The 26,648-nt window shown below is 47.4% G+C and carries 21 protein-coding genes and 1 pseudogene; 21 read left to right on the forward strand and 1 reads right to left on the reverse strand.

Going from position 1 to position 26,648, the window contains the following annotated elements; translation table 11 throughout:
* Positions 1-291: 291 nt before the first annotated feature.
* From A3GG_RS0106555 to A3GG_RS0106615, 13 genes are all read left to right on the forward strand, one after another.
* A complete protein-coding gene (locus A3GG_RS0106555) occupies positions 292-621 on the forward strand; it encodes an ABC transporter permease (RefSeq protein WP_018358510.1) in 330 nt (109 codons plus the stop codon).
* 3 nt (positions 622-624) lie between these two features.
* Complete coding sequence (locus A3GG_RS0106560) at positions 625-1,719, forward strand: ABC transporter permease (protein ID WP_018358511.1); 1,095 nt, start codon at positions 625-627, stop codon at positions 1,717-1,719.
* 263 nt (positions 1,720-1,982) lie between these two features.
* Positions 1,983-2,465 carry a Cys-tRNA(Pro) deacylase gene (gene ybaK / locus A3GG_RS0106565; RefSeq protein ID WP_018358512.1) on the forward strand — a complete coding sequence of 161 codons (483 nt, stop codon included), beginning with the start codon at positions 1,983-1,985 and terminating at the stop codon, positions 2,463-2,465.
* 53 nt (positions 2,466-2,518) lie between these two features.
* On the forward strand, positions 2,519-3,622 hold the full coding sequence (meaB, locus tag A3GG_RS0106570) for a methylmalonyl Co-A mutase-associated GTPase MeaB (RefSeq protein WP_018358513.1): 1,104 nt from the start codon (positions 2,519-2,521) through the stop codon (positions 3,620-3,622).
* A 17-nt stretch (positions 3,623-3,639) separates the two neighbouring features.
* Positions 3,640-3,957, forward strand: coding sequence for a hypothetical protein (locus A3GG_RS0106575; protein WP_240703966.1), 318 nt, complete (start codon positions 3,640-3,642; stop codon positions 3,955-3,957).
* Between the two features lie 120 nt (positions 3,958-4,077).
* Entirely contained in the window at positions 4,078-6,528 is a 2,451-nt protein-coding gene (locus tag A3GG_RS0106580) for a glycoside hydrolase family 2 (protein ID WP_018358515.1), read from the forward strand.
* A 3-nt stretch (positions 6,529-6,531) separates the two neighbouring features.
* Complete coding sequence (locus A3GG_RS0106585) at positions 6,532-7,485, forward strand: cation diffusion facilitator family transporter (protein ID WP_018358516.1); 954 nt, start codon at positions 6,532-6,534, stop codon at positions 7,483-7,485.
* Complete coding sequence (locus A3GG_RS0106590; RefSeq protein WP_018358517.1) at positions 7,463-8,065, forward strand: ribonuclease HII; 603 nt, start codon at positions 7,463-7,465, stop codon at positions 8,063-8,065. The genes A3GG_RS0106585 and A3GG_RS0106590 overlap by 23 nt, the downstream gene beginning before the upstream one ends.
* A gap of 4 nt (positions 8,066-8,069) precedes the next feature.
* The gene (locus A3GG_RS0106595; RefSeq protein ID WP_018358518.1) at positions 8,070-8,966 is read left to right on the forward strand and encodes a DMT family transporter; all 897 of its coding nucleotides are present in this window, start codon (positions 8,070-8,072) and stop codon (positions 8,964-8,966) included.
* Positions 8,967-9,107: 141 nt separating this feature from the next.
* A complete protein-coding gene (gene glyA, locus A3GG_RS0106600; RefSeq protein ID WP_018358519.1) occupies positions 9,108-10,388 on the forward strand; it encodes a serine hydroxymethyltransferase in 1,281 nt (426 codons plus the stop codon).
* A 137-nt stretch (positions 10,389-10,525) separates the two neighbouring features.
* Entirely contained in the window at positions 10,526-10,780 is a 255-nt protein-coding gene (locus A3GG_RS0106605) for a hypothetical protein (protein ID WP_134848894.1), read from the forward strand.
* Between the two features lie 36 nt (positions 10,781-10,816).
* Positions 10,817-12,463: a diphosphate--fructose-6-phosphate 1-phosphotransferase gene (locus A3GG_RS0106610; protein WP_018358521.1), complete on the forward strand. Its 1,647-nt coding sequence runs from the start codon at positions 10,817-10,819 to the stop codon at positions 12,461-12,463.
* Between the two features lie 90 nt (positions 12,464-12,553).
* The gene (locus A3GG_RS0106615; RefSeq protein WP_018358522.1) at positions 12,554-14,890 is read left to right on the forward strand and encodes a glycoside hydrolase family 95 protein; all 2,337 of its coding nucleotides are present in this window, start codon (positions 12,554-12,556) and stop codon (positions 14,888-14,890) included.
* An 80-nt stretch (positions 14,891-14,970) separates the two neighbouring features.
* Here the strand turns inward: A3GG_RS0106615 and gdhA are convergent, their stop codons facing one another.
* Positions 14,971-16,314, reverse strand: a complete 1,344-nt coding sequence (gene gdhA / locus A3GG_RS0106620; RefSeq protein WP_018358523.1) for an NADP-specific glutamate dehydrogenase — start codon at positions 16,312-16,314, stop codon at positions 14,971-14,973.
* 552 nt (positions 16,315-16,866) lie between these two features.
* On the opposite strand from gdhA, the pseudogene A3GG_RS13100 reads away from it, so the two are divergent.
* From A3GG_RS13100 to hflX, 8 genes and pseudogenes are all read left to right on the forward strand, one after another.
* Positions 16,867-16,992, forward strand: a pseudogene (locus A3GG_RS13100) (GTP-binding protein); the annotation flags it as partial.
* Positions 16,993-17,200: 208 nt separating this feature from the next.
* Positions 17,201-17,440 carry a hypothetical protein gene (locus tag A3GG_RS0106630; RefSeq protein WP_018358525.1) on the forward strand — a complete coding sequence of 80 codons (240 nt, stop codon included), beginning with the start codon at positions 17,201-17,203 and terminating at the stop codon, positions 17,438-17,440.
* Positions 17,441-17,520: 80 nt separating this feature from the next.
* The gene (locus tag A3GG_RS12835; protein WP_018358526.1) at positions 17,521-18,393 is read left to right on the forward strand and encodes a GLPGLI family protein; all 873 of its coding nucleotides are present in this window, start codon (positions 17,521-17,523) and stop codon (positions 18,391-18,393) included.
* A 20-nt stretch (positions 18,394-18,413) separates the two neighbouring features.
* The gene (locus tag A3GG_RS0106640) at positions 18,414-21,041 is read left to right on the forward strand and encodes a carboxypeptidase-like regulatory domain-containing protein (protein ID WP_018358527.1); all 2,628 of its coding nucleotides are present in this window, start codon (positions 18,414-18,416) and stop codon (positions 21,039-21,041) included.
* Between the two features lie 68 nt (positions 21,042-21,109).
* Complete coding sequence (typA, locus tag A3GG_RS0106645; protein WP_018358528.1) at positions 21,110-22,912, forward strand: translational GTPase TypA; 1,803 nt, start codon at positions 21,110-21,112, stop codon at positions 22,910-22,912.
* Positions 22,913-22,916: 4 nt separating this feature from the next.
* Positions 22,917-24,665: a glycosyltransferase gene (locus A3GG_RS12840; RefSeq protein ID WP_018358529.1), complete on the forward strand. Its 1,749-nt coding sequence runs from the start codon at positions 22,917-22,919 to the stop codon at positions 24,663-24,665.
* Positions 24,662-25,369, forward strand: coding sequence for a tRNA1(Val) (adenine(37)-N6)-methyltransferase (locus A3GG_RS0106655; protein WP_018358530.1), 708 nt, complete (start codon positions 24,662-24,664; stop codon positions 25,367-25,369). Before A3GG_RS12840 ends, A3GG_RS0106655 begins: the two co-directional genes overlap by 4 nt.
* Positions 25,370-25,383: 14 nt before the next feature.
* Positions 25,384-26,610, forward strand: coding sequence for a GTPase HflX (gene hflX, locus A3GG_RS0106660; RefSeq protein ID WP_018358531.1), 1,227 nt, complete (start codon positions 25,384-25,386; stop codon positions 26,608-26,610).
* Positions 26,611-26,648: the final 38 nt, after the last annotated feature.

Here is a 26,648-nt window from a genome sequence, read left to right on the forward strand (position 1 = left end):
ATCGGGGGTTAGCTAAGACGCATGCACAAAATATACTTGAAGCCATTTGCTACAACATCAAAAGAGCTCCCCAGTTATACCTCAATACATTATTGCAAAATGAAGAAGCCTCTATAAGAGGAGCACTTGTTATGAGATAAGTACTAGAAATCCTCTGTAAAAGCTCATATTTAGAGCTTTTACAGAGGAGAATAATCAAAAAACAAGGCGATTTTTCAAGCTAGACAAGACGAAAATCTGAAAAAAGGTCAGTCAAAAACGTCTAAACTCGAATGTGCAACAGTCTCTACTATGCTCTACGTCTTTGTCGCGCTTGCCATAGGCTTGGCTATCTCTAGTATGGTCGAGAATCAGCAAGGTGCCGTCATCGTCTCAGGGTTCGGCATGATGATGCCTACCATCCTTCTCTCCGGCATGCTATTCCCCATTGCCAATATGCCGCTCATCTTGCAATGGATTACAGCCATAGTACCGGCGCGGTATTATATAGATGCCACCCGGAAAGTGATGATTCAGGGAGTCGGTATTGGCGTAGTATGGCCACAAGTGCTAGCGCTGGTAATCATTGCTACAGTCATGATTACTATAGCAATAGTCAAAATCAAACCCCGACTTAGATAGCCTATGGTACTACGTTTTCTACTAGAGAAAGAAGTAAAGCAACTCTTCCGCAATCCTATCCTCAGGGGTATGCTGGTGTTTTATACCCTTATTGTACTCTTTTTCTTTCCTTGGACCATCAATCAAGAACTAAAAGAGCTCAAGGTAACCATCGTCAATACCGATCAAGGGCAGTATGCACAGAGATTTATAGGGAAGCTCCAAGGCACCCCCACTATACAAATCCAAAACATCTACCCCGATTATCCCACTGCGCTAAAAGATATTGAGCGCCAAGAGTCCTTGGCGATTATAGTACTTCCAGAAGACTTCAGCCAAAGCCTAGAGAGAGACAAGGAGACAGAGGTGCAAGTACTCATCAATTCAGTAGATGGCAGCCAAGCGGGTCTCGGTCAGAGCTACCTCACTCGACTGATTCAAGAGTACTCTTCAGAACTACGTGTGTCAGACCCTCAGACGATAGAAATAAAACCGGTCTACAAGTACAATGGTACGCTTGACTATCAGTTCTTCATGCTCCCAGCACTCCTAGTCATAATGATAACCCTCTATAGTAGCATATTCCCCGCTATGAGTATCGTGGTGGAAAAAGAGCGTGGCACACTACAGCAAATCAATGTTACACCAGTGAAGCGTACCCTCTTTATCCTTGGCAAGATTATCCCCTTCTGGGTCATCTCAGTACTTGCGGTAGCCTTCAGTGTGCCTATCATTTATTGGGTATATGGGCTAGGCTTCCAAGGGAGCTTCCTCCTCTACCTATTTTCTACCCTACTCTTCAGTATCGGGCTCTCCTTTATGGGCGTAATTCTCTCCAATCTCTCCGAGACCATACAGCAGGCTATGTTCCTTACCCTCTTCTTTATCCTTATCTTCTTCCTCGTTAGCGGACTATTTACCCCAGTGAATGCCATGCCTCTTTGGGGGCAAGCGATAGCTTACGCCAACCCTCTTACCTACTTCATTCGTATCAATCGCATGATGTACCTCCGTGGGGCAGGCTTTATGGATATCTATCCCGACCTGATTGTCCTGGTCGGCTTTATCGCCCTCTTCAGCACAGTAGCCGTCCTCACCCACAACAAGCGTAGCAATTGATTTCCAATCTCTTTCTTTGCACCATACTAGGCGCATAACCGCCCTACGCTTTCTCCCCTGCACCTTCGCTCTACCCTACCCTGCCTTCCCTTTCTCTATAGAGCGCATGACCATTTAATATACGTAGTCGGGTCAAGCCAGGAGTAAACGAGTGTCAAAGCAATGGCATACGAGGTTCAACGGTAGTGGTAATCGCTGTCATCTGTAGAAAGATATCACTAACTTTGCAAGTACTTAGAGACTTTCCAATAAGACAGAACGAGATGGCAAAGAAGAGCAACAAAACCAACGTGGCACGGCTAATGGATGCCGCTAACATAGGATACGAACTCGTACCGTACAAGGTAGATGAGGAGGATCTATCTGCTATACACGTAGCCAATCAATTGGGAGAAGATATAGATCAGGTATTCAAGACCCTTGTGCTGAGAGGCAACAAGACAGGCATCCTTATCTGTGTCATCCCTGGCGATGCCGAAGTAGACCTCAAGAAAGCAGCACATATCTCAGGCAATAAGAGCGTGGAGATGATCCACCAAAAGGAATTACTCCCTCTTACGGGTTATATCCGAGGTGGGTGCTCACCCATAGGTATGAAGAAGGCATATCCCACCTATATCCATGAGACATGCCAGCTATTTGACCATATCTATGTGAGTGCAGGGGTGCGTGGTTTGCAGCTCAAGATAGCTTCCGGCGACCTTATCAACTACACTACCGCTACGGTGGGAGACCTCTGTTGCTAATCATTATTTTGGGTACCTTTGTAGAAAGTGACAACAACGTATAAAACAGAGATATGACACACGAACATCCAGAGAATAATAGCGATTACTTGGGTCTTAAGGTGAATAGTGGCGTAAGCGATGTACCGATAGTTAACCCTTACCTCAAACCTAGGAAGCGGAGGCTCCTCTCTGCCGATGAATATGTAGAGGGCATCCTTGCTGGCAATAGGGCTATGCTCTCTCAGGCGGTTACATTGGTAGAGAGCCGTCTGCCTGAGCACAGGGAGAAAGCCCAAGAGGTGATTGAGCGTTGCTTACCCTACTCTGGGCGTTCAGTACGTGTAGGTATTACGGGAGTACCTGGTGCCGGGAAGAGTACCTCGATAGATGCCTTCGGCATGCACGTGGTAAAGAGTGGGCACAAACTAGCAGTGCTCGCCATAGACCCTTCTAGCGAACGTTCCAAAGGCAGTATCCTAGGGGATAAGACCCGTATGGAGCGATTGGCAAAAGAGGAGGATGCATTTATTCGTCCTAGCCCATCGGCTGGATCCCTCGGAGGTGTGGCTCGGAAGACACGTGAGAGTATTATCCTCTGTGAGGCAGCAGGCTTCGATACCATTATAGTAGAGACCGTGGGTGTAGGGCAGTCCGAAACAGCGGTACACTCTATGGTAGACTTCTTCCTCCTCATCCAATTGGCAGGCACCGGAGATGAGCTTCAGGGCATTAAGCGTGGTATTATGGAGATGGCGGATGGCATCGTTATTAATAAGGCAGATGGAGACAATATCAAGGCAGCAGACCTTGCAGCTTCGCACTTCAAGAATGCGCTGCACCTCTTTCCACCTGCCGAGAGTGGTTGGACACCTGAGGTCAGGACTTACTCGGGCTTTTACGACCTAAGGATAGATGAGGTATGGGATATGATTGACCGCTTCATCGCATTTGTCAAGGACAATGGGTACTTCTATCGCCACCGCAACCAGCAATCTAAGTACTGGATGTACGAGAGTATCAATGAGACTCTTAGGAATACTTTCTACAACAACCCAGAGATTATCAAAGAACTACCGAAAGTGGAGCAGGCTATACTTGAGGATAAGATGAGTTCATTTGCCGCAGCGAATAAACTACTACAACTATTTTACAACGACTTGAGAGTAGAGGAATGAATAATAGGTCACTATATATGATTTGCGCCTTTGTTGCGCTGGTGTTATTGATACTGGAGCGGAGAGAAATCCGGTTCGTAGATATCATTGGGCATGTAGTACTATGCGGTGGAGCCATTTACTATGTGGTGCATCAGTACAAGCTCAAGAAGTCGGTGACCCTCTTGATGGCATTGATGGCTGCTTTAGGAATAGTTTACAACCCTATTTATCTGCCACATCTTCCCAATGTAGGATGGGTCATTGCCCATGTGGTAGCTATGGTACTCTTTTACCTAGTATCGCTTCGGACACCTATAGGAGAGGCTATCGGTAAACACCTTACTGAGAAATAACGGGCACCCAATAGATTAGGAAGAAAGTAGTACCTTTGTAGAGATACAAAGCAGAAAAAAGACTTACTGATTAGGATGAGACAAAGATGGACTAAAGTGATGCTGGTATGCGCTATAGTAATGATGGCGCTACCTGCGTGGGCGGAAGAGCGCGAAGTACTCCGCCTGAGAGAGGGGTGGAAGTTTACAAGGGAGGACAACCCATCATTTAAAGAAGTAAACTACGATGCTACGAAGTGGCAGAGTGTAGTAGTGCCTCATGACTGGGCAATATACGGTCCTTTCGACCCCGAAATAGACAAGCAGTTTCTTGCTATTTCTCAGGACGGACAGAAGACCCCTATCTACCACACCGCGCGTACCGGTGGGCTTCCTCACGTAGGTACTGGTTGGTACCGCAATAGTTTCCGTCTGCCTACTACGCACAAGGCGGGCGATAGAGTGGAAGTTAAGTTCGACGGGGCTATGAGTAATGCCCGTGTCTATGTCAATGGTAAGGAAGCCATCTTCTGGCCATACGGCTACAGCTCTTTCTATGTCGATGTCACAGACCTAATCGATACCTCAAAACCAGAGCAGACATTGGCAGTGCGCCTTGAGAATCCCGCCGAGACTTCGCGCTGGTATCCAGGAGCAGGTCTATACCGTAATGTATGGGTCACCTTTGCCTCAGGCGTAAAGGTAGCTGAATGGGGGCATCAGATTACGACTCCCAAGGTTCATAAGGACTGGGCACAGGTAAATATCAAGACAACAATAGAGAACACGCTGGGGGTATCTCCTAAGCAAATCTCCCTACGCACAGCCATCCTAGATGGAGTGCAAGAGGTAGCGGTGACGGAGAGTAATGGCAGTGCTCTTTTCGACAACACCTTGGAGCAGAATATAAAGCTCAATCACCCTAAGCTATGGGACCTAAAGCAGCCGAACCTATACACCGCCCGAACAGATGTATATGTGAATGGTGAGCAAGTAGATAGCTATAGTACTACCTTTGGCGTGCGTACTATCGAACTCATCCCCGACAAAGGCTTCTTCCTCAATGGCAGAATGGTGAAGTTTCAGGGCGTATGTCTGCACCACGACCTAGGTCCTCTCGGAGGTGCCACCAATAAGCGTGGATATGAGCGACAGATAATGAAGATGCAGGATATGGGAGTGAACGCAATCCGGACCTCCCACAATATGCCGGCGCCAGAGTTCATAGAGGCTGCCAATGAAATGGGTATTATGGTAATGGCGGAGAGCTTCGACGAGTGGCGTATCCCGAAGGTAGAGAATGGGTACCATCTCTACTTCGACGACTGGGCAGATAGAGACCTCACCAACCTTACCCGACAGTTCCGCAACGCCCCATCTATCGTGATGTGGAGTATTGGTAATGAAATCTATGAGCAAGGGGAAGAGGGTGGCAATAAGGTAGCTTACTACCTCCAGAATATCTTCCATAGAGAGGATCCTACTCGTCCGGTAACCGTAGGTATGAACGACCCCAATAACGCAGTGGCGAATAACTTCGCCTCCATAATGGATGTCGCAGGCTTCAACTACCACAATTGGCAGTACGAAGAGGCGTATAAGAAGCTTCCTCAGCGCTTGATCATGGGTGCGGAGACAACCTCTACAGTATCGAGCCGTGGGGTATACAAGTTCCCAGTGGAGCGCAAAGCTATGGCAACCTATGACGATCAGCAGTGCAGTAGCTACGATGTAGAGCACTGTGGTTGGAGCAACCTCCCCGAGGACGACTTTATGAACCACGAGGACTTCCACTATAATATAGGTGAATTTGTATGGACGGGTATTGACTACTTAGGTGAACCTACGCCTTACTATACCGAGTGGCCAAGCCATTCGTCTTACTTCGGAGCGGTAGACCTAGCGGGTATCGAGAAAGATCGCTTCTTCCTCTATCGCTCGCACTGGAATAAGGGCGAAGAGACGCTGCATGTCCTACCCCACTGGAACTGGCAAGGGAGAGAAGGCAAGGTAACCCCTATATTCGTCTACACCAACTACCCATCTGCCGAACTATTTATCAATGGTAAGAGCCAAGGCAAGCGCACGAAGGATCTTTCTATCTCTACCAAGACTGGTAGGGAAGGACTAGAACGCCAACCGCGCTATCGCCTGATGTGGATGGATACTACCTACGAACCAGGCGAAGTAAAGGTAGTTGCCTATGACAACGAAGGTAATATCGCTGCCACTAGGGTAGTGAAGACAACGGGGAAGCCCTATGCAGTGAAGCTGACTTTGGAGAATGACAACCTACATGCCGATGGTGAGGATATCGCTTACGTACGTGTACAAGTGGTAGATAAAGACGGTAACGTAGTACCTACAGCTACCAATGAAATCACCTTCAAGGCTACAGGCGCTGGGGCATTTCATGCTGCAGCAAATGGCGATGCTACTTGTATTGTACCATTCCAGAGTACTAAGCAACCAGCATTTAGCGGTCAGCTGACTGCCATAGTGCGCTCGTCTAAGAAGGCAGGGACGATTACGCTAACGGCTACCAGCCACGGTCTGAAGTCCGATACGACTAAGATTACAACCATAAAGTAAACCGTGGAAACATCTACTAACCACAAAGCCAAAGTACAGGCGTATCAGGTCAGTCTTTGGGTGAATACAATCCTACCACCACTCAAGTTGGTGGTAGGATTTCTAGGCAATAGTGCCGCCCTTATCGCTGACGGTATCAATTCGCTCACCGATATTATTTCCAACCTCGTGGTGTATTTGCTACTAAGGGTTTCGGGGAAGCCTCAGGACGAAAACCACGCCTATGGGCATGGCAAGTACGAGACGGTGGCATCCTTTGCCCTAGGGGCAGCGATGATTGTGGCAGGTATCCTCATCATTGTAGACTCGGGTAAGACTATTGGCGATTACTTCAGTGAGGGCATACTCCCCAAGCAGCCAGCGTACATTGTGTTGGCGGTAGCAATCTTTGCTATGGTGCTCAAGGAATGGGCTTATCGCTATACCCTAAAGAAAGCCAAGGAGACCCGTAGTGAAGTGCTCCATGCCGAGGCAATGGATCATAGGAGCGATGTATTCACCTCTCTTGCGGTGCTTATCGGAGCTGGCTCCTCTATCCTCTTCGGTGGTGTAGCGCAGCTGATGGAGCCTATTGCCGCTATCGTGGTGGCAGGGTTTGTAATGCGTATGGGCTTGGAGGTCACACTGCCATCGCTGGCAAAGCTAACCGAAGCGAGCCTGCCCAAGGAGACCGAAGCAGAGATTATAGAAATAGCGAAGAGTGTAGAGGGCATTACCGACCCGCATAACCTCCGTACACGTATGACGGGGAGCGACACCGTAGCTATAGAACTAGATGTAAGAGTAGATGGACATACCTCTCTCTACGAGGCGCACGACCTCTCCATACTGCTGGAGGAGAAACTAGCAGAACGATTTGGAGAGGGCACTCATATTATTATCCATGTGGAACCTACGTTACCCTATATACACAAGATAGGAGGGTACAAGGAGAATGACGGTGGTATTACCCAATAGAATTATAGCTAACCGACTAGAGGCAGGGATAGATGAAGTAGGAAGAGGATGCCTAGCAGGACCAGTAGTAGCGGCTGCGGTAATCCTCCCTACAGACTGCGCTATAGAAGGGCTACACGACTCTAAGAAGCTAAGTGCGAAGAACCGTGAGGCGCTCTCGGTATTAATAAAAGAGCAAGCCATAGCTTATGCTATAGCGGAAGTGCCTGCCCCAGAGATTGATCGGCTCAATATCCTACATGCCACCTATAGAGCTATGAACCAAGCCGTAGCCAACCTATCTGTGGTACCCGAACATTTACTTATCGATGGCAATAGATTTAAGGGCGAACATGCTATCCCTTACGATACTATCGTTAAGGGAGACGACACGGTAGCGAGCATAGCTGCGGCGTCTATCCTAGCCAAGACCTATCGTGACCATCTAATGCAGCAATATGCATTAGAGTATCCAGGCTACGACTGGGAACACAATGTGGGATACGGCACACCCAAACACCTTGAGGGCATTCGCGCTCTTGGGCTCACGCCTCTACACCGTCGCTCCTTCGCTCCTTGCCAACTTACCTTATTTGATTAAAAAAATGAATTCATCGAATCATGTCAAAGGCTATATTGCCGCACTGCTATCCGCCAATACCTTTGGGTTAATCCCACTATTTAGTGTCCCCCTGATACGAGAGGGGATGAGTACGGCGAGTATCCTTGTCTATCGTTTTGCCTTAGCCGCAATCATCGTTGCCCTAATCATGGTGGTCAGAGGTATTTCCTTTAAGGAATCTGGGAAGCACCTAAGGCTCATTTTTACACTGAGTATCCTCAACTTTCTATGCGCTTACTTCCTACTCAATGGCTATAGAGCCATGCCCTCGGGAGTAGCTACGGTGATTCACTTCCTCTACCCTATCATGGTAGCACTCCTTATGCTAATATTCTTTGGACAAAAGCTCAATAGAGGGAGTATGTTAGCACTAGTCTTAGGATTTATCGGTGTGGTTTTTCTCTCTGGAATTATGGGAGAAAGTGGTTTTCAGATTGCCTTAGTGGACATCGGACTAGTTGCCTTTAGTGGTTTCTGCTATGCGGTTTATATCGTTATGATTAATCGGAGTAGAGCTGACCAGATTCCTATGTGGCGCCTCACATTCTACCTCATGGTCTTCTCCACCATATTTTTTGGGCTTGTCGCACTGGGCAAACAAGAACTACAATTGCCACAGACACCATCAGCTTGGGGCTTGCTCGCGCTGCTAGGTATTGTTCCAACGATTATCTCTAATATCTTACTGATTACTGCTATCCCTCGAATAGGCTCTACAGCCACCTCTATCATGGGAGTACTAGAACCTGTCACGGCTGTACTCGTAGGCGTACTTATCCTAGGCGAGAGCCTTTCTTTTTCTACTACCATTGGCATTGGCATCATACTAATAGCCGTTGCCCTCCAGATAACCAGCTCTAAATCCCAACTCCCCAGTTAGCGATTACGCCTTTATCCCTCACACAATCATCCTCAGTAGAGATGATTTAGGGCGTAGGCATTTGGCTGTGTAGGGGAAAAAGACTACTTTTGTGGAGTAATCATAGAATATATTTCAACCTATATTTAAGGAAATAACAATATGAAGAGAGACGAAAAGATTTTTAGCCTAATCGCCGAGGAGAGGGCACGCCAGACTAAGGGACTAGAGCTGATTGCATCTGAGAACTTTGTGAGTGATCAGGTGATGGAGGCTATGGGAAGCATCATGACCAACAAGTACGCAGAGGGCTATCCTGGTAAGCGCTACTATGGTGGTTGCGAAGTAGTAGATAAGTCTGAACAACTAGCTATCGACAGACTAAAGGATATTTATGGTGCTGAGTGGGCAAATGTACAGCCTCACTCTGGAGCACAGGCAAATAACCCTATCTACCTGACTTGTCTTAAGCCTGGCGATACCTTTATGGGACTCAACCTTGCACACGGAGGTCACCTCACCCATGGCTCACTAGTCAATAGCTCAGGTATCATCTATAATCCTATTGCTTACAATGTAAAGGAGAGCGATGGTACAGTGGACTACGATGAGATGGAGAAGCTCGCTCGTGAGCATAAACCAAAGCTAATCGTAGCTGGTGGTTCGGCTTACTCTCGTGAGTGGGACTATGAGCGCATGCGTGCTCTTGCAGATGAGATTGGCGCTATCCTATGGGTAGATATGGCGCACCCTGCTGGTCTTATCGCTGCTGGTCTGCTCAAGAACCCGGTAAAGTATGCACACGTAGTAACCTCTACCACTCATAAGACCCTCCGTGGTCCACGTGGAGGTATTATCCTCGTAGGTAAGGACTTCGAGAACCCATGGGGTAAGAAGACACCTAAGGGCGTAACCCGCACTTTCACCTCTCTACTCGACTCCGCGGTATTCCCAGGACTACAGGGTGGACCGCTAGAGCATATCATCGCTGCTAAGGCAGTTGCCTTTGGTGAGGCACAGCAGCCAGAGTTCAAGACCTACCAGCAGCAGGTACTCAAGAATGCGAGCGCAATGGCTCAGACATTCGTAGACCTAGGCTACAAGGTTATCTCCGATGGCACCGACAACCACCTGATGCTTGTAGACCTTCGCAAGAAGTTCCCAGAGCTCACTGGTCGTGTAGCTGAGACCGTACTAGGTGAGGCAGATATCACTATCAATAAGAACATGGTACCATTCGACGACCGCTCTGCATTCCAGACCAGCGGTATCCGTGTAGGTTCACCAGCTCTCACTACTCGTGGTCTCAAGGAAGATGAGGCTCGTGAAGTAGTAAGGAAGATAGACCGTGTACTCTCCAACCCAACCGACGAGGCTGTAATCAAGGCAGTTCGTGGTGAGGTAAATGAGATGATGGGACACCGTCCTCTATTCGACTGGTAATTCTGAAATAGACAGATAAGGAAGTGGCTATGCGGACAACCGACATTCGGAATCCGCATAGCCACTTCGCTTTATTGAGTAAATAAATTGGTATCTTTGTACTCAGTGGGAAGGAGGATATTAAGATTGATATAGTTATGGCTCCATCTGAAGTTTTTTGGAAAGGCATGAAGAAAGGACTGCTACTACTCATGGTGATTGGAATAGTAGCGGCGGTGGTATTCTTTGTATTTATACCAGGTAATAAAGGTCTATTTCTAGGCACTGGCACACTGATATTGGTACTCAATCTAGGGTTAATGTTCATCTTCACCAATGCCAATAGTAAGAAACATCCTGGTGCGAAAGGAAAGAGGGAGTCGAAAGCATTTGATTTCCGTAAAGATAGATAAGTAAACGAACTAAACATATAGACGTAAGAAAGAGAGATGAGAACAATCAGTCCATTGCAACAGGCTCGCGCTAAGTACGAGCCTAAACTCCCACAAGCTCTTCGTGGGCACGTGAAGGCAGTCGCTGGCGAGGCGACACAGTCTGTCGATAATCAGGAAGATATCAAGAAACTATTCCCAAATACTTACGGTCTACCCGTGATTCGTTTCGAGGAAAGCAATACTCCAGTGGCTTCAGAGGCATTCAATGTAGGTGTAATCCTATCTGGTGGTCAGGCTCCTGGCGGACACAATGTGATTGCTGGTATCTTCGACGGCATCAAGAGAATACACAAGGATAGCCGCCTATTTGGCTTCTTGATGGGTCCTGCCGGTCTGATCAATCACAAGTATATGGAGATTACGCCTGAGCTTATGGACGAGTACCGCAACACAGGAGGCTTCGATATCATCGGTTCAGGTCGCGACAAGCTGGAGAATAAAGAGCAGTTCGACAAGGGTTTAATCATCCTACGCGAGCTAGGGATCAAAGCAGTAGTCATCATCGGTGGTGACGACTCCAACACCAATGCTTGTGTACTTGCAGAGTACTACAAGTCTATCAATGCAGGCGTTCAGGTCATCGGTTGCCCCAAGACCATCGATGGAGACCTCAAGAATGAGCAGATCGAGACCTCTTTTGGTTTTGACACCGCTACTAAGGTCTACTCTGAGGTGATAGGTAATATCCAGCGCGATGCCAATTCCGCTCGCAAGTACTGGCACTTCATCAAGCTAATGGGGCGATCAGCATCGCACATCGCACTAGAGTGCGCGCTCCAGACTCAGCCCAACGTATGTATCATTTCGGAAGAGGTTGAAGCTAAAGAGCAGAGCCTCGATGACATTGTCACCTACATCGCTCAGGTAGTAGCCGATCGTGCTGCCGATGGTAGTAACTTCGGTACCGTACTCATCCCTGAGGGACTTATTGAGTTTATTCCAGCTATGAATAAGCTAATAGCTGAACTCAATGACCTCCTAGCACACGAGGCAGAGACATTTAGCAAACTAGACAAAGACGCTCAACTCAACTTCGTAATAGAGAAGCTCTCTAAGGAGAATAGCGAAGTATTCGAGTCGCTTCCAGAGGATGTCGCTCGTCAGCTCACCCTCGACCGCGACCCACACGGCAATGTACAGGTATCGCTTATCGAGACAGAGAAACTCCTTGCCGAGATGGTAAAGAATAAGCTCGCCGTATGGAAAAAGGAGGGTAAGTACACTGGCAAGTTCGGCTTCCAGCGTCACTTCTTCGGCTATGAGGGCAGATGCGCAGCGCCTTCCAACTTCGATGCCGACTACTGCTATAGCTTGGGCTACAACGCAGCCGAACTCATCGCATCGGGTGTTACTGGCTATATGAGCTCTATCCGCAATACCACTCGCCCAGCTGCGGAATGGGTAGCTGGTGGTATCCCTATCACCATGATGATGAATATGGAGCGCCGCCATGGCAAGATGAAGCCTGTGATTCGCAAAGCTCTTGTAGAGCTCGATGGCAAACCATTCAAGACCTTCGCCCAGTATCGAGACAAGTGGGCGCGTGAGACCTGCTTCGTTTACCCAGGTCCTATCCAATATTTTGGCCCAAGCGAAGTTTGTGACCAACCCACACAGACACTCCAACTTGAGCAGGAGTAATTAATGTAACTAAGAGACAACAATAAAAGGGAGCATCGGAGTACATAAGTAGTATTCCCATGTTCCCTTTTTATTTTTACCTATAATAATATGAATTTATCCATACGAAAGACCTTCATACTCGTCGCAGTATTGCTTTGCACTCTGCCAGCTTTGGCGCAGAAAAATAAGCTTTGGTACGATGAGCCAGCTGAGCAGTGGGAGGAGACCTTACCCTTGGGAAATGGTCGTTTGGGGATGATGCCTGGCGGAGATATTAAGGGCGAAAGACTTATTCTCAACGACATCAGTATGTGGAGCGGGAGTCCCGACTCTACACAATGGAGAGATGGTGCAGCTACCTATCTACCCGAGATTCGCCAAGAGCTCCTCAAAGGCAATAACAAAAGAGCTCAAGAACTCGTATACGAGCACTTTATAAGTGGCGGACAGGGAAGTGCCCTTGGCAATGGCAATAGCGCACCCTATGGTAGTTTCCAGATGCTGGGATGGCTTGAGCTACTCTACAATATGCCCAATATGGAGATAAAGGATTACCGACGAGAGCTGGATCTAAGCACCGCCATTGCTACTACCACTTTCAAAATAGGTGGAGTAGAGATGAAGCGCGAATATATCGCAAGCCATGGCGAGGAAGATGTCCTGATGATACGCTTGTCATCCAGTCAGCCAAGAATGATTTCGCTAAGCGCAAGGATTTGGAGGACTGGTACCAATGAGGTAGGCATCGGAGGCAATCGAATGGTGATGAATGGCCAGCTCCCCGACGGATGGGGTACAGACAAGGGGGTAAAATACTCTACCGATGTCCGATTTTATCCTATCGGTGGCTCCATGTACCACCAAAATGGTCGAATGGTTATCTCAGGAGCTGATGAAGTATTGATACTGATTGGCAATTCAACGACACTTCTCCCTGGCTCCAGTAAGTTAGCATTCAAGCCTTGGGATCAACTTCTCGAAAACCATTTGAAAGCTTATAAAGAGAAATTCGACCGAGTATCTCTCGATTTGGGAGAAGACCCAGTAATGCCAACAGATGAGCGTCTGAGGAAGTTTCAGAAAGAAGATGATCCTTCCTTTGCTGCTCTATACTACAACTTCGGACGCTACTTGATGATAGCAGGCTCTCGCCCAGGAAGTTTACCCCTCAATCTCCAAGGTCTTTGGGCGAATAGTACACAAGCTCCTTGGAATGGCGACTACCATCTCAATATCAACCTTCAGATGAACTATTGGGCTACCGAAGTAGCTGGTCTACACGAATATGTAGACCCCTTAGTTCAGCTTGCACTCTCACTCGTAGATAGTGGCACTAAGACAGCCAAGACCTACTATGGTGCGGAGGGCTGGGTAGCACACATGATGACTAATCCTTGGGGCTTCACCGCACCAGGCGAACAGGCATCATGGGGGGCAACTAATACTGGTGGTGCTTGGCTCATGCAACATGTGTGGGACCATTACGCCTTTACCCAAGACACTGCGTTCCTCCAAAGCTGTTATCCTATGCTCGAGGGGTCAGCAAAGTTTTTCCTCAGTTCACTTATTGAGGAGCCTAAGCACGGCTGGCTGGTCACTGCACCAAGCTCCAGTCCAGAGAATGGCTTTAGGATGAAAGGGGATAACACACCACTTTATATCTGTATGGGGCCAACAATGGCCAATCAGCTCGTGCGCGAATTGCTCACGAACCTCCTCTCTGCTGCAAAGGTGCTTGACATCGAAAACGAATGGACTTCCAAAGCGCGTGCCGTACTTCCTCGGTTAGCACCACATCAAGTAAGTCCTAAAGGTTATTTGCAGGAATGGCTGGAGGATTACGAAGAGATAGAGCCACAGCACCGACATGTGTCGCATCTTTATGGGCTATATCCTGGCAATCAGATTTCTACCCACACCACTCCCGAACTAGCGGAGGCGGCAAAGGCTACCCTCAATCGACGTGGCGATGCTGGCACTGGATGGTCAAGAGCATGGAAAATCAACTTTTGGGCAAGACTAAAGGATGGCGAGCGTTCGCTCAAGCTTCTCAAGAGTCTACTCGAACCAGCCATAAAGGGTGGTGGTACCTACGACAATCTCTTCTGTGCCCACCCTCCGTTCCAGATTGATGGTAACTTTGGTGGTACAGCTGCAATAGCCGAAATGCTAATCCAGAGCCAAGATGGATATGTAGAGCTACTCCCTGCCCTACCTAAGGCCTGGAAAAATGGTAGCTTCCGTGGACTAAAGGTGCGTGGCGGAGCTTGTGTAGATCTCACTTGGAAGGAAGGGATGCCTGCTCAGGTAACCCTTTATACACCTCTTGAAGAGACCACTATTCAACTTATGGATCCTTCAAATAAGAGCATAGAGAGCTTCACCCTACACAAGGGCAAACCTATCACCTTCGACTTCTTCTACTATATGCCAGTATCACACTAAGGCTCTACAACATACACCAAAGAAATAGCCACGGCATCCATCTGATACCGTGGCTATTTTAATTTATTCGATGAAGTGAATTAGATCACGCCTTGCTCTAGCATTGCCTGAGCTACCTTCATGAAGCCTGCAATGTTTGCACCCTTTACGTAGTCTACACTACCATCAGGCTGTGTACCATACTTCACGCACTGCTCGTGGATCTTCTCCATAATCCAGTGGAGCTTCTCATTGACCTCCTCAGCTGGCCAGTTGAGGTGAGCAGCATTCTGAGTCATCTCGAGACCAGAAGTAGCTACACCACCAGCATTCACAGCCTTACCAGGAGCGAAGAGCATACCACTATTCTGGAAGAAGTGGATAGCCTCAGGAGTACAACCCATGTTAGATACCTCGCAGCAGCACCAGCAACCATTAGCCTTTAGCTCCTTAGCATCATCGCCATTAAGCTCATTTTGGAAAGCACATGGAAGAGCGATATCGCAAGGTACGCTCCAAGCCTTCTTACCAGGAGTAAACTTAGTAGCCTCTGGGAACTTATCTGCCATATCCTGTACCTTATTGCGGTTTGAGCTACGCATTACAGGCATATAGTCGATCATCTCCTTGGTGATACCGTTAGGAATTTCGCACACGCCATCAGGACCAGAGATAGCAACTACCTTACCACCTAGCTCAGTAGCCTTCATAGCAGCACCCCAAGCTACATTACCGAAACCTGAAACAGCTACCTTCTTACCCTTGATATCCTTGCCAGCCTTAGCTAGTAGGTGCTCAGTGAAGTAAAGTGCACCGAAACCAGTAGCCTCTGGACGGAACTCAGAACCACCCCAAGTCATACCTTTACCCGTGAGGACACCAGTGTGATACTGACGAGTAAGCTTCTGGTACATACCATTCATAAAACCAATCTCACGTGAACCTACACCTACGTCACCTGCAGGGATATCCTGATCTGGACCAATACAGTTTACAAGCTCAAGCATAAACGCTTGGCAGAAACGCATAATCTCGGCCTCAGACTTACCTACTGGGTCGAAGTCTGAACCTCCCTTACCACCACCCATTGGCAATGTAGTAAGTGCATTCTTGAAAGTCTGCTCGAAACCTAGGAACTTAAGCATTGAAGGAGTCACTGCTTTGTGGAAGCGCAAACCACCCTTGTATGGGCCAATGGCAGAGTTAAACTGCACGCGATAGCCAATGTTGGTCTGTACATCACCCTTATCATCTACCCAGTTCACACGAAAAGTAAAGATACGATCAGGCTCTACCATGCGCTCCACGATCTTGTTCTTCTCGTACTCAGGATGCTGGTTGTATAGTTCCTCGATAGACTCGAGCACTTCCTGCACTGCCTGAATGAACTCTGATTCACCTGGGTGCTTAGCTTCCAAGTTCTTGATAATCTCAGCTGTCTTCATAAAATAGTAATTTATAGATTATTAATCCGTTTGTATATCCATTTTTATGCTGAAGCATGGCAAAATGCTCCGACCGCACAAATGTAGCCATTTTAGTTCAATATTGGTACTAAATGTAGAAAACCATGCTATATAACAATAGTTTAGCACATACAATAAAAAACTAACAATGGTGACCTATCGTAATCTGCTAAGACATAGATTGCATACCCCATTGCTGTATAGGCGTCAAACGATAGACCTAGAGACCCTGCACCCAAATCTTATCAGGCATGACCATTTAATATATACTAATTGAGCAATTTAATATATACTAATCACCCGATTTAATATATACTAATCACCACAATTAGTATATATTAAACAATCATTCCTTCTACAGAAAGCGGTCAAGGGATATACCGTTACGGATCACGCTTGATAGCTAAAAGGAGAATAATCGTTACCTATCCCCTATTCATAGTCCCTGAGTTATACATGACAATTTACATTTCCCCTCTACTCCTTACATTTTTGGGATCTTTGCACACCAAAAGATAACAAAGAGATTAGATGCAAAACATTAGGAATGTCGCAATTACAGCGTACGTAGACCACGGTAAGACTTCGCTCGTGGATCGTATGCTACAAGCTGGGAAGTTATTTAGAGAGGAGGGTGCTGAACTCACACAGGAGCTCGCATACAAGTAAAGTGAATATGAGAAAAGAAGCGCACTTACCCACCTTTGTGGCGAATCGGGAACATTCAGAAAGAGGAAATAGTGTTATAATAGCCCTATACTAGTTACGATATTTAGATAGAGAAAGTTTTGTCATATAAAAAAAATATACATACATTTGCAACAAGGGTATTACTACTCATTTTAACTTATTAGTATGGAAGATTATGGAAAAGAGAAAAGCTAAACTGGGGTTCCTCGCTCCTCTTCTTACTGTTGTACTGTTCTTCAGTGCTTATGCTCTAGCTCACGCTAAACAAGATGCCAATGTAGTTACCTCTTGTGGCAAAGTTATAATGACAGTCTCCGAAGAGGACTCGGATATGTCCGAAAAAGAATACGACCAGTATTTAAGGGATATAAACGAGTGGCAGTGTGGTAACCGGAATCGCCCGAATGTTTACTAAACCTCGCTATTAAATTGTGCTGGTCTGTAATGGATTTATTCACTATATACCAGCATGTTACTTTAACTAATTATTTTCACATGAAAGCATCATCAAGTATTTGCTTATTGGTTGCACTCCTTATAGCTACCACTTTTACCTCTTCCTATGCACAAGATTTGTCCAAAGTGCTTACCCTGAAGTCCGAAAAAATCGGAGACGCGACACTCGAGGTAGTGTATCGGTATACTATTTACGACCCTGTATTAGAAAAATCTCGAGAGGGTCATGATATCGTACAAGTAGGTGCGAAAATAGATTTATACTATGATTATGGGTGCTATCAAGAACAACACCAGCTCTCCAAGCAAGACTGGAAGGTAACGAAATTGGAGTGGAACCAGATGTACGATGAATATGGTATTCAGTCAAGAGTCTATTGGCTGATAATAGACAAAGAGCAGGAGGAACTCACTGAGAGAGATTCTAGGGCAGGTACTTCGTGCTATTACGAAGAAAAGATTCCGAGGATTGCTTGGCGACTGATCCCGACAGAGACGAAGGAAATACTTGGGCACAAGTGTACCAAGGCCATTGCTGATTTTAGAGGTCGTGAGTGGCAAGTATGGTTTGCAAGCGACATGGATAGGAGCGGTGGTCCATGGAAACTAAGAGGACTTCCTGGATTTATCCTAGCGGCCGAAACAAGTGATGGAGAGTATAAATACGAAGCAGTCACCATTAGGACCTCCAAGGGGGTTCCCATGTATGTCAGTCCACAAAGCAAGAACACATTCAAAACCAATAGACAACAATTCAATATCCAGATGGCTCGTGGGGCTTGGCAATTCTCTGAGACGATAGTGGCTCGCGGGTTACCGGTGACCTCTTCAGGAAGTAGCAGAGCGAGATTATTTTATAACCCTAGGGAACTTGATTGGATAGACGAATACAATAAGCAATTCAAAAAGTAATTAGCCCCTATCTATCTCGGATGAAAGTGCTATTTGTGTTTGTATTGTTCTTGTCAATCCCTCTATTCTCCTATGGACAAGTAAATGGAAGGATTTCGGACAAAAAAGGTGCTCCCATACAAGGTGCAGTCTTGACACTTAGTCATGAAGTAGTCCCTGATTCGTTACTTCTGATAGGCTACTCCATAAGTAAAGGCGATGGCTCGTTTAGGATCGACTACACAGCACCCACCGAGACTGTCTCCAAACATAAGACGTTCTGGCTAGAGGCACGTCTAATGGGATTTCGTCCGCAAAAGAGAAGGGTACATCTGGGACAAGAAATAGCTATAACCCTTGAGGAGGATGTTATCCTCCTCAAAGAGGTAACTGTCATGGGAGAGCCTGTAAGGAGATCCAACGACACGATTACTTATGTCGTAGATCTCCTGAAACGTCAAAGCGACAAGACTCTTGAAGAAGTACTTAGGCGCTTGCCAGGCGTATCTGTAGGACCAATGGGGGAAATATCTGTGCATGGTAAGCCTATCAATAAGTTCTATATTGAGGGCTTAGACATGCTGGGAAGTGATTATAACCTGGTCACCCAAAACGTACACCCCAAAGATATAGCGTCTGTCCAAATCCTCTCCGATCATCAGCCAATAAAACTACTGAAGGATATAGAGTTATCTGATGCTTCCGCCATCAATATCAAACTAAAAGAAAAAAGCAAGTTACGCCCTGTGGGTAAAGGATATTTAGCTGGGGGTTATGATCGTCGCCCAATTTATGATGCCCTCCTATTCACCTTGCTCGTACGGCAAAGCCGTCAACACCTCGTTACTTTAGAGAGCAATGCCATAGGGAAGCTCAATCCATCAAGGCAAAACATACAAGTACGAAGTAATACTCAATTTATAGCCAATAGCTTTATACCATCTGGATTACTTGAGAGTCAGCCAGTAGGCATTCCAAGCATCCCGATGGGGCACTATCGGGACAATTACTCTGCGGGAGCGACAGCTCACTCTCTCTTCAAACTCACTGATGACAGTCGACTAGCGCCACAATTAAGCTACAGTTATGACACAGATAACTATACGATACAGCGCAAGACAATCACATCTGGATTGGGTGCCACTCCTATTACCATTGAGGAGGGAAGCAATCAAACCAATAGCAAGCATACGCTCCAATCATCTATTGATTATGAACTCAACAAAGACAACGTCTATATCAATAACACTGCGATTGGTTTTGCCACGTTGGGGCAATCTCAAATAGGGCTAAAGGGAGGGAATATTTCGGAGCAAAGAAATAGCCTTAGGGAGTATCAGCTACTAAATAACTTTAGCTATATGCATCGTAGCACGCTCATTCGGCGCGTGGAGGCACTACTTTCTTGGCATCATGCTCCTACACACCACTTGACACTCATCGACAGATCGCAAGGGACAACAAGGCAAATAGCGGAGGGGAGTCAGCTATTCGGAGGGCTTTCTTACAATATAGACAAGCAACTATTTGGGTTTCTCGACAGCTCTCTTGGAGTAGCAGTTTCGGCAGAAAGCAATAGTATAAGGACAGCAAACACTACGAGTACTCATCGAAATACCATACGCTCTACCCACCTGAAAGCATCAATAAACCCAGGAATTAAGTACCAAAAAGAGAGCTGGATACTATCAGCCACACTTCCACTAAGCATGCAGCTATTTCATATGAGAGATTTAGAGGACTCTTCCTCTAAGTTCATAAAACTATTCATCCCAGAATACGCCCTATATGCTCGATTTACACCCAATGCTTACTGGACCTTTACGCTACAAAACCGACATGGGCATAGCTTTGGCAATGCAGGAGACTACCTTTTACACCCCATACAAAGAGATTTCAGAGAAATTATTATTGTAGGGAGTGGATTATTCAGGCATAACCAAACTAATAGTACTAGCTTTTCTACGAAGTTCAATGACCCTATCAATGGGTACTACATTACGAGCCTAACCAACTACATGAAACACTGGTACAACTCCTCGAATAACACAGACATAGGGGTACAACACTCTACGACAGAGGTGGTCACGCACCAAAGAGAAACTAATCGACTCAATCAATCACTACAGCTAGGAAAGGTGTTTTTCCAGATTAGGACTTCTTTCAGCCTAAATATAGATTACACTTATATGGACAATCGAATCTACAGGACAGGCAAACCTATCGACATCAAAAACCACCTGATAAGCGCCAAAGCAAATATTTCAACCAGCCTATTTAGAGATGTATTGGCCTCAGATATTGAAGCTGTTTACTTCCGACAGACATCAAGCCAACAGATAAATACTGGCTTAAGCAGCACCTCCTCAATAGACCTCTGTAAGCTCTCGGCCAAGGTCAGAGTATATTTTTCCAAGGTCTTCTCCATCTTCGGAGTATACAACGGAGTATGGGAAAAAGGTATCACTCAAGACAACTACAAGCCTTACCATCACAGCTCAATAGGTGCAGAGTACCAAGGTACTGGCTGGGAACTAGAGCTACTCCTATCAAATCTTGCCAACCAAAAGGAGTATATCGATACGAGCTACAGAGGGCTGGATTATTACGAAACAAATACCCTACTACGACCTCGGCAGTTGCTTTTGCGTTGGACATATCGTTACTAACCCTTTGTTCACCAATCACCATTCATTTTTGGTATCTTTGCCGAACAAAAGATAACAAAGGAGATTAGATGCAAAACATTAGGAATGTCGCAATTATAGCGCACGTGGATCACGGCAAGACTTCGCTCGTGGATCGTATGCTACAGGCTGGGAAGCTATTTAGAGAGGAGAGTGCAGCACTCACGCAAGTACTGGATAATAATGACTTGGAGCGAGAGCGAGGTATCACGATCCTTTCCAAGAATGTCTCCATTCAGTACAAGGACTACAAGATAAATATAATCGATACCCCAGGGCACGCCGACTTCGGAGGCGAAGTGGAGCGCGTGCTCAACATGGCTGATGGTTGTCTCCTCATCGTAGATGCTTTTGAGGGACCAATGCCTCAGACTCGTTTTGTGCTCTCTAAGGCGATCGAGATGGGGCTGAAGCCGATAGTCGTTATCAATAAAGTAGATAAGGAGAACTGCCGTCCCGATGAGGTGCAAGAGATGGTCTTCGACCTAATGTACAACCTCGATGCTTCAGAGGATCAGCTCGACTTCCCTACGTTCTACGGCTCAGCCAAACAAGGCTGGATGTCGGACGACTGGAAGAAACCTACCGAGGATATCCATGCCCTACTTGATGCTATCATAGAGTACATCCCTGCACCTCCTATGCTTGAGGGTGATAGCCAGATGCTCATCACCTCGCTAGACTTCTCTAGCTACCTAGGGCGTATCGCTGTGGGGCGTATTCACCGTGGGGCTCTAAGGGAGGGGCAGAATATCGTGCTGATGAAGCGGGATGGTTCGCAGCAGACTTCCAAAATCAAGGAGCTTAATATATTCGAAGGACTAGGTCGCCGCAAGGTAGAACAGGTAGAGTGTGGAGATATCTGCGCAGTGGTGGGGCTGGAGAACTTCGAGATTGGGGAGACAATCTGCGATGTCAATACCCCCGAAGCTCTGCCTACTATCGCTATCGATGAGCCTACGATGAGTATGAGGTTTATGATCAACAACTCTCCTTTCTTCGGCAAGGAGGGTAAGTTTGTCACCTCTCGCCATATCTATGACCGCCTACAGAGAGAGTTAGACAAGAACCTTGCGCTGCGTGTAGAGGAGACCGATAGCGCCGATAGCTGGATTGTCTTCGGGCGCGGTGTGCTACACCTATCTATATTAATAGAGACGATGCGCCGTGAAGGCTACGAGCTACAGGTAGGACAACCACAAGTTATCATCAAGGAGATCGATGGGGTGAAGCATGAGCCTATAGAGGAGCTATCAGTGAATCTTCCTGAGGAGTCGGCTAGTAAGATTATCGACCTCGTTACCCGCAGGAGGGGCGAGATGATCGAGATGGAGCAGAAAAACGACCGTACCTTCCTTAAGTTCCGCATACCTTCTCGCGGTATCATTGGGCTGAATAATCAGGTGCTCACAGCATCGAGCGGTGAGGCGATTATGGCGCACCGTTTCCTCGACTTCGAGCCTTGGAAAGGCGAGATAGAGACCCGCAACAATGGTTCAATCATTGCGCTAGAGAGCGGTACGGCCTACGCCTATGCGCTCAATAACCTCCAGAGCCGTGGTAGATTCTTCATTGAGCCACAGGAGGAGGTATATGCTGGGCAGGTAGTAGGTGAGAATACCCGTGACGAAGACCTTGGGGTGAATGTCTGCAAATCCAAGAAGCTCACCAATATGCGTGCTTCTGGGTCAGACGACAAGGTACAGCTTGCGCCACCTATCCGCTTCTCCCTCGAGGACGCTCTCGAGTATATCAAGGAGGACGAGCTGGTGGAGGTAACCCCTAAGTCTATGCGTATGCGTAAGATAATCCTAGACGAGACAGCTCGTAAGCGGGAAAATAGGAAATCATAAATATATGGTGCTGGTAGCCATAGTTACGTACAATGGGCTGGAGTGGATAGATCGTCTGCTCCAGCCCTTTGTGCTTGATAGCGACGGACTAGAGATAGTAGTGGTAGACAATGCCTCTACCGATGGCACTCCCGATGCTATCAGCGAGCGCTACCCTTTTGTACGGGTCATCAGGAGACGTACTAATCTGGGGTTTGGCGCAGCCAATAACCTACTTATAGATGAAGTCTTAACCAAAGAATACCGTGGTATCTACCTCCTCAATCAGGACGCCTCGATAGAGGCAAGTGCGATACGAGAGCTTGCCGACTACGCTGATTACCATAAAGAGATTGGCATACTCTCGCCCAAGCATCTCAACGAATCAGGAGAAGTAGAGCAGGGATTTGCCAATTACCTGCCAACTATTGAGGCGACTGGCTTTACCCAAGTAGCATTCATCAATGCGGCACACTGGTACCTTCCTTATCGTACCTTACTGAGTACTGGAGGCTTCTCTCCCCTCTTTTATCACTATGGGGAGGATCTAGACTTCACTCATCGGGTGCTTGCGGTAGGGCTACAAGTGGGGTATCTGCCTCATGTCACCGCCTACCACTTTCGGAGAATAGACAAACCAAGCCATGAAAAAGAGCTTTGGCTCAAGCAAACCTACCACCTAGCTCAGTTGGTCAATCCATTACTGCCTCGATGGAAGCGGATTTTCCGAGGGATAGTTGCCCCACTTGGTGAGAGCATCACTCGCCCTGAGCTATTCCGTATGGTGCGTTCGCTTTATGCCCAAAGAAAGGTAGTCCAGTTGTGGAGTAACCGTCCGCCTTTCGACCTTGAGGGACTCAAGAGAGCGGTACAGAGACAGGAGTTTTCCCCAGTACTGCTTTTCGTGTACAACCGACCTAATCACACGAAAAGGGTACTAGAGCAGATCCTGTCACAGCCCGAGGCGGAGCAGACGCCTATTTATGTCTATAGCGATGGGGCAAAGAGCTCAGCCGATAGTGCCAACGTACAAGCAGTGAGAGCGCTATGCCGAAGCTATGAGGGAATAACGCTTGTAGAGCAACCCACCAATGTAGGACTTGCCCGAAATGTGATTCAGGGTGTTTCGACACTCCTTCAGCAATACGATAGAGTGATTGTGCTGGAGGATGATCTGTACCTCTCGCCCTACTTCCTTCGCTGGATGAATGACGCCCTTGAGCGCTATGCCGAGAGCAAAGAGGTAGCGCATCTACACGCTGGCACCTTCTACACCCACCCCCATCTGCAGCACAATCATGCGCTCCGCTATGTAGGTAGTTGGGGCTGGGCTACTTGGCGCGACCGTTGGGAACAGTACTGGGAACCAGACGGCACGAAACTCCTACTCGAGCTGGAGGCACGCCCAAAAGAGCGGAAGCGCTTCGACTACCGAGGCTTCATGAAGTTCACCCGTATGCTGCGCCGACAGACTGAGGGCGCAAACGACTCTTGGGCTGTCCGCTGGCACGCCTCCCTATTGCTTCGTGGCAAACTAAGCATCAATAGTACACCTCCTCTGGCTGCCAATGGAGGCTTCGACGGGAGTGGCACTCACTCTGGTGGTGGTGGCAGGTATTGGACCCCTGTAAGTCCATTTCCGCTGTATGCGGGCGATGATAGACCGACTAGCGAAAGCCTAGAGGCACTGAGCATCCTCCAGCACTACTACATGCGCACCAATAACAAGGTAATGAAGGGTTGGTACAAACTCAAGGAGCTCCTCGGCAGATGAGTCTATTCAGACTAAAGCAGTTTACTATCCAACAAGAGCTCTCGGCACTCAAAGTAGGCACCGATGGCATGCTCCTTGGAGCTTGGGTAGCAGATAGATTCCGCGAGACACCACCCAGCAGCATCCTCGATGTCGGTACCGGCACGGGCATCATCGCTCTCATGCTAGCGCAAGAGCTACTGCGGTCAAAGGTAGTTGGTATAGAGGTAGACCCGCTTTCTACTCAAGAGGCGCAGTACAATGCACAGCACTCTCCCTTCGCTAGTAGAGTAGAGATCATCCAAGGCGACTTTAGGGCATGCCACTTTGCACAGCCCTTCGACCTTATCGTGAGTAATCCGCCCTATTTCACCCCAACTCATAGCAATAGCGACCGCCGCGAGACCATTGCCAAACACGCTGTAGAGCTATCGCCTCAGCACTTCTTCAGCAACTGCCAAGGCACTAATGTAGTCATCATTGTGGCACAATCAGCCACCAGTCTATATCAGCACGCAGCAGAGGAGGCAGGGTTACACTTGGTGGAACAGGTTGCCATCATCACCAAAAGGGGGAAGGCACCACAAAGACATATTCTGCGATTTGCCCCCGACCCCGTTGTCTCGACCAAGCAGAGCCAACTCACCATCCTTCAGGGCGATAGTCGTCACGATTATACCGAGGAGTACAGTCGGCTTCTACGCCCATTCCTCACAATTTTGTAAGTTTGTACTCATATATGAGAGAGTTTATAAAGACAGATGCCGCTACGGATCGCGCATACCTTGTTGGGCTTATCACACCTGATACCAACGAGCAAGAGGTAAATGAGTACCTCGACGAGCTGGCATTCTTAGCACATACAGCGCAGATACAAGCCGTGGAGAGCTTTACCCAGAGGCTAGACCACCCCAATGTCTCCACCTTTGTGGGTAGTGGCAAACTCAAAGAGATAGCCGAGAAAATAGAGAAAGACGAGATTGGCACCGTCATATTCGACGATGTGCTCTCGCCCAATCAGCTTCGCAATATAGAGAAGGAACTCAAGGTGAGGATACTAGACCGTACCTCGCTCATCCTTGATATCTTCGCTTCTAGAGCGCGCACCGCGCATGCCAAGACGCAGGTAGAGCTAGCGCAGTACAACTATCTACTGCCCCGCCTCACCCGTCTTTGGAGTCACTTGGATAGACAGCGTGGAGGCGGGCTTATGCGTGGACCTGGTGAGACTCAGCTGGAGACCGACCGACGCATTGTACTCGATAAGATCTCCAAACTGAAAGAGGAGCTCAAAAGCATAGCGAAGCAAAAGGAAGTACAGCGTAAGAACCGTGGCAAGATGGTGCGTGTCGCCCTCGTTGGTTATACCAATGTTGGCAAAAGTACGCTACTCAATCTACTCGCCAAGAGCGATGTATTTGCTGAGAATAAGCTATTCGCTACACTTGATACTACTGTCCGCAAGGTCGTAGTAGAGAACCTCCCCTTCCTCCTTTCCGATACCGTTGGCTTTATTCGCAAGCTACCTACCGAGCTGATAGAGTCCTTCAAGTCTACACTTGACGAGGTAAAGGAGTCTGATCTACTAGTGCATGTAGTGGACATCTCTCACCATAACTTTGAGGATCAGATTCGAGTAGTCGACCAGACACTCAGCGAGATTCTGGGAGACAAGAAAAAGCCTCGAATTTTGGTATTTAATAAGGTGGATGCGTTTACTTTCGAGGAAAAGGAAGAGGACGACCTCACACCACGCACCAAGGAGAATATCTCTCTGGACGATCTGAAGCAGACCTGGATGGGCAAGCAAGCCGATCTAGATGTAGCGTTCATATCAGCACGCACAGGGCAGGGCATAGAGGAGCTCAAACAACTTCTATACCAACGAGTACGCGAAATACATGTAACCCGTTTCCCATACAATGATTTTCTCTACGAACTCTACGACGAGGAGAGTAACGAATAACTACTAAGTCGTCCTTAATAATAGATGTTTGTTTTGAT

Origin of the sequence: Porphyromonas levii DSM 23370 (assembly GCF_000379925.1) — a bacterium.
Classification (GTDB): domain Bacteria; phylum Bacteroidota; class Bacteroidia; order Bacteroidales; family Porphyromonadaceae; genus Porphyromonas_A; species Porphyromonas_A levii.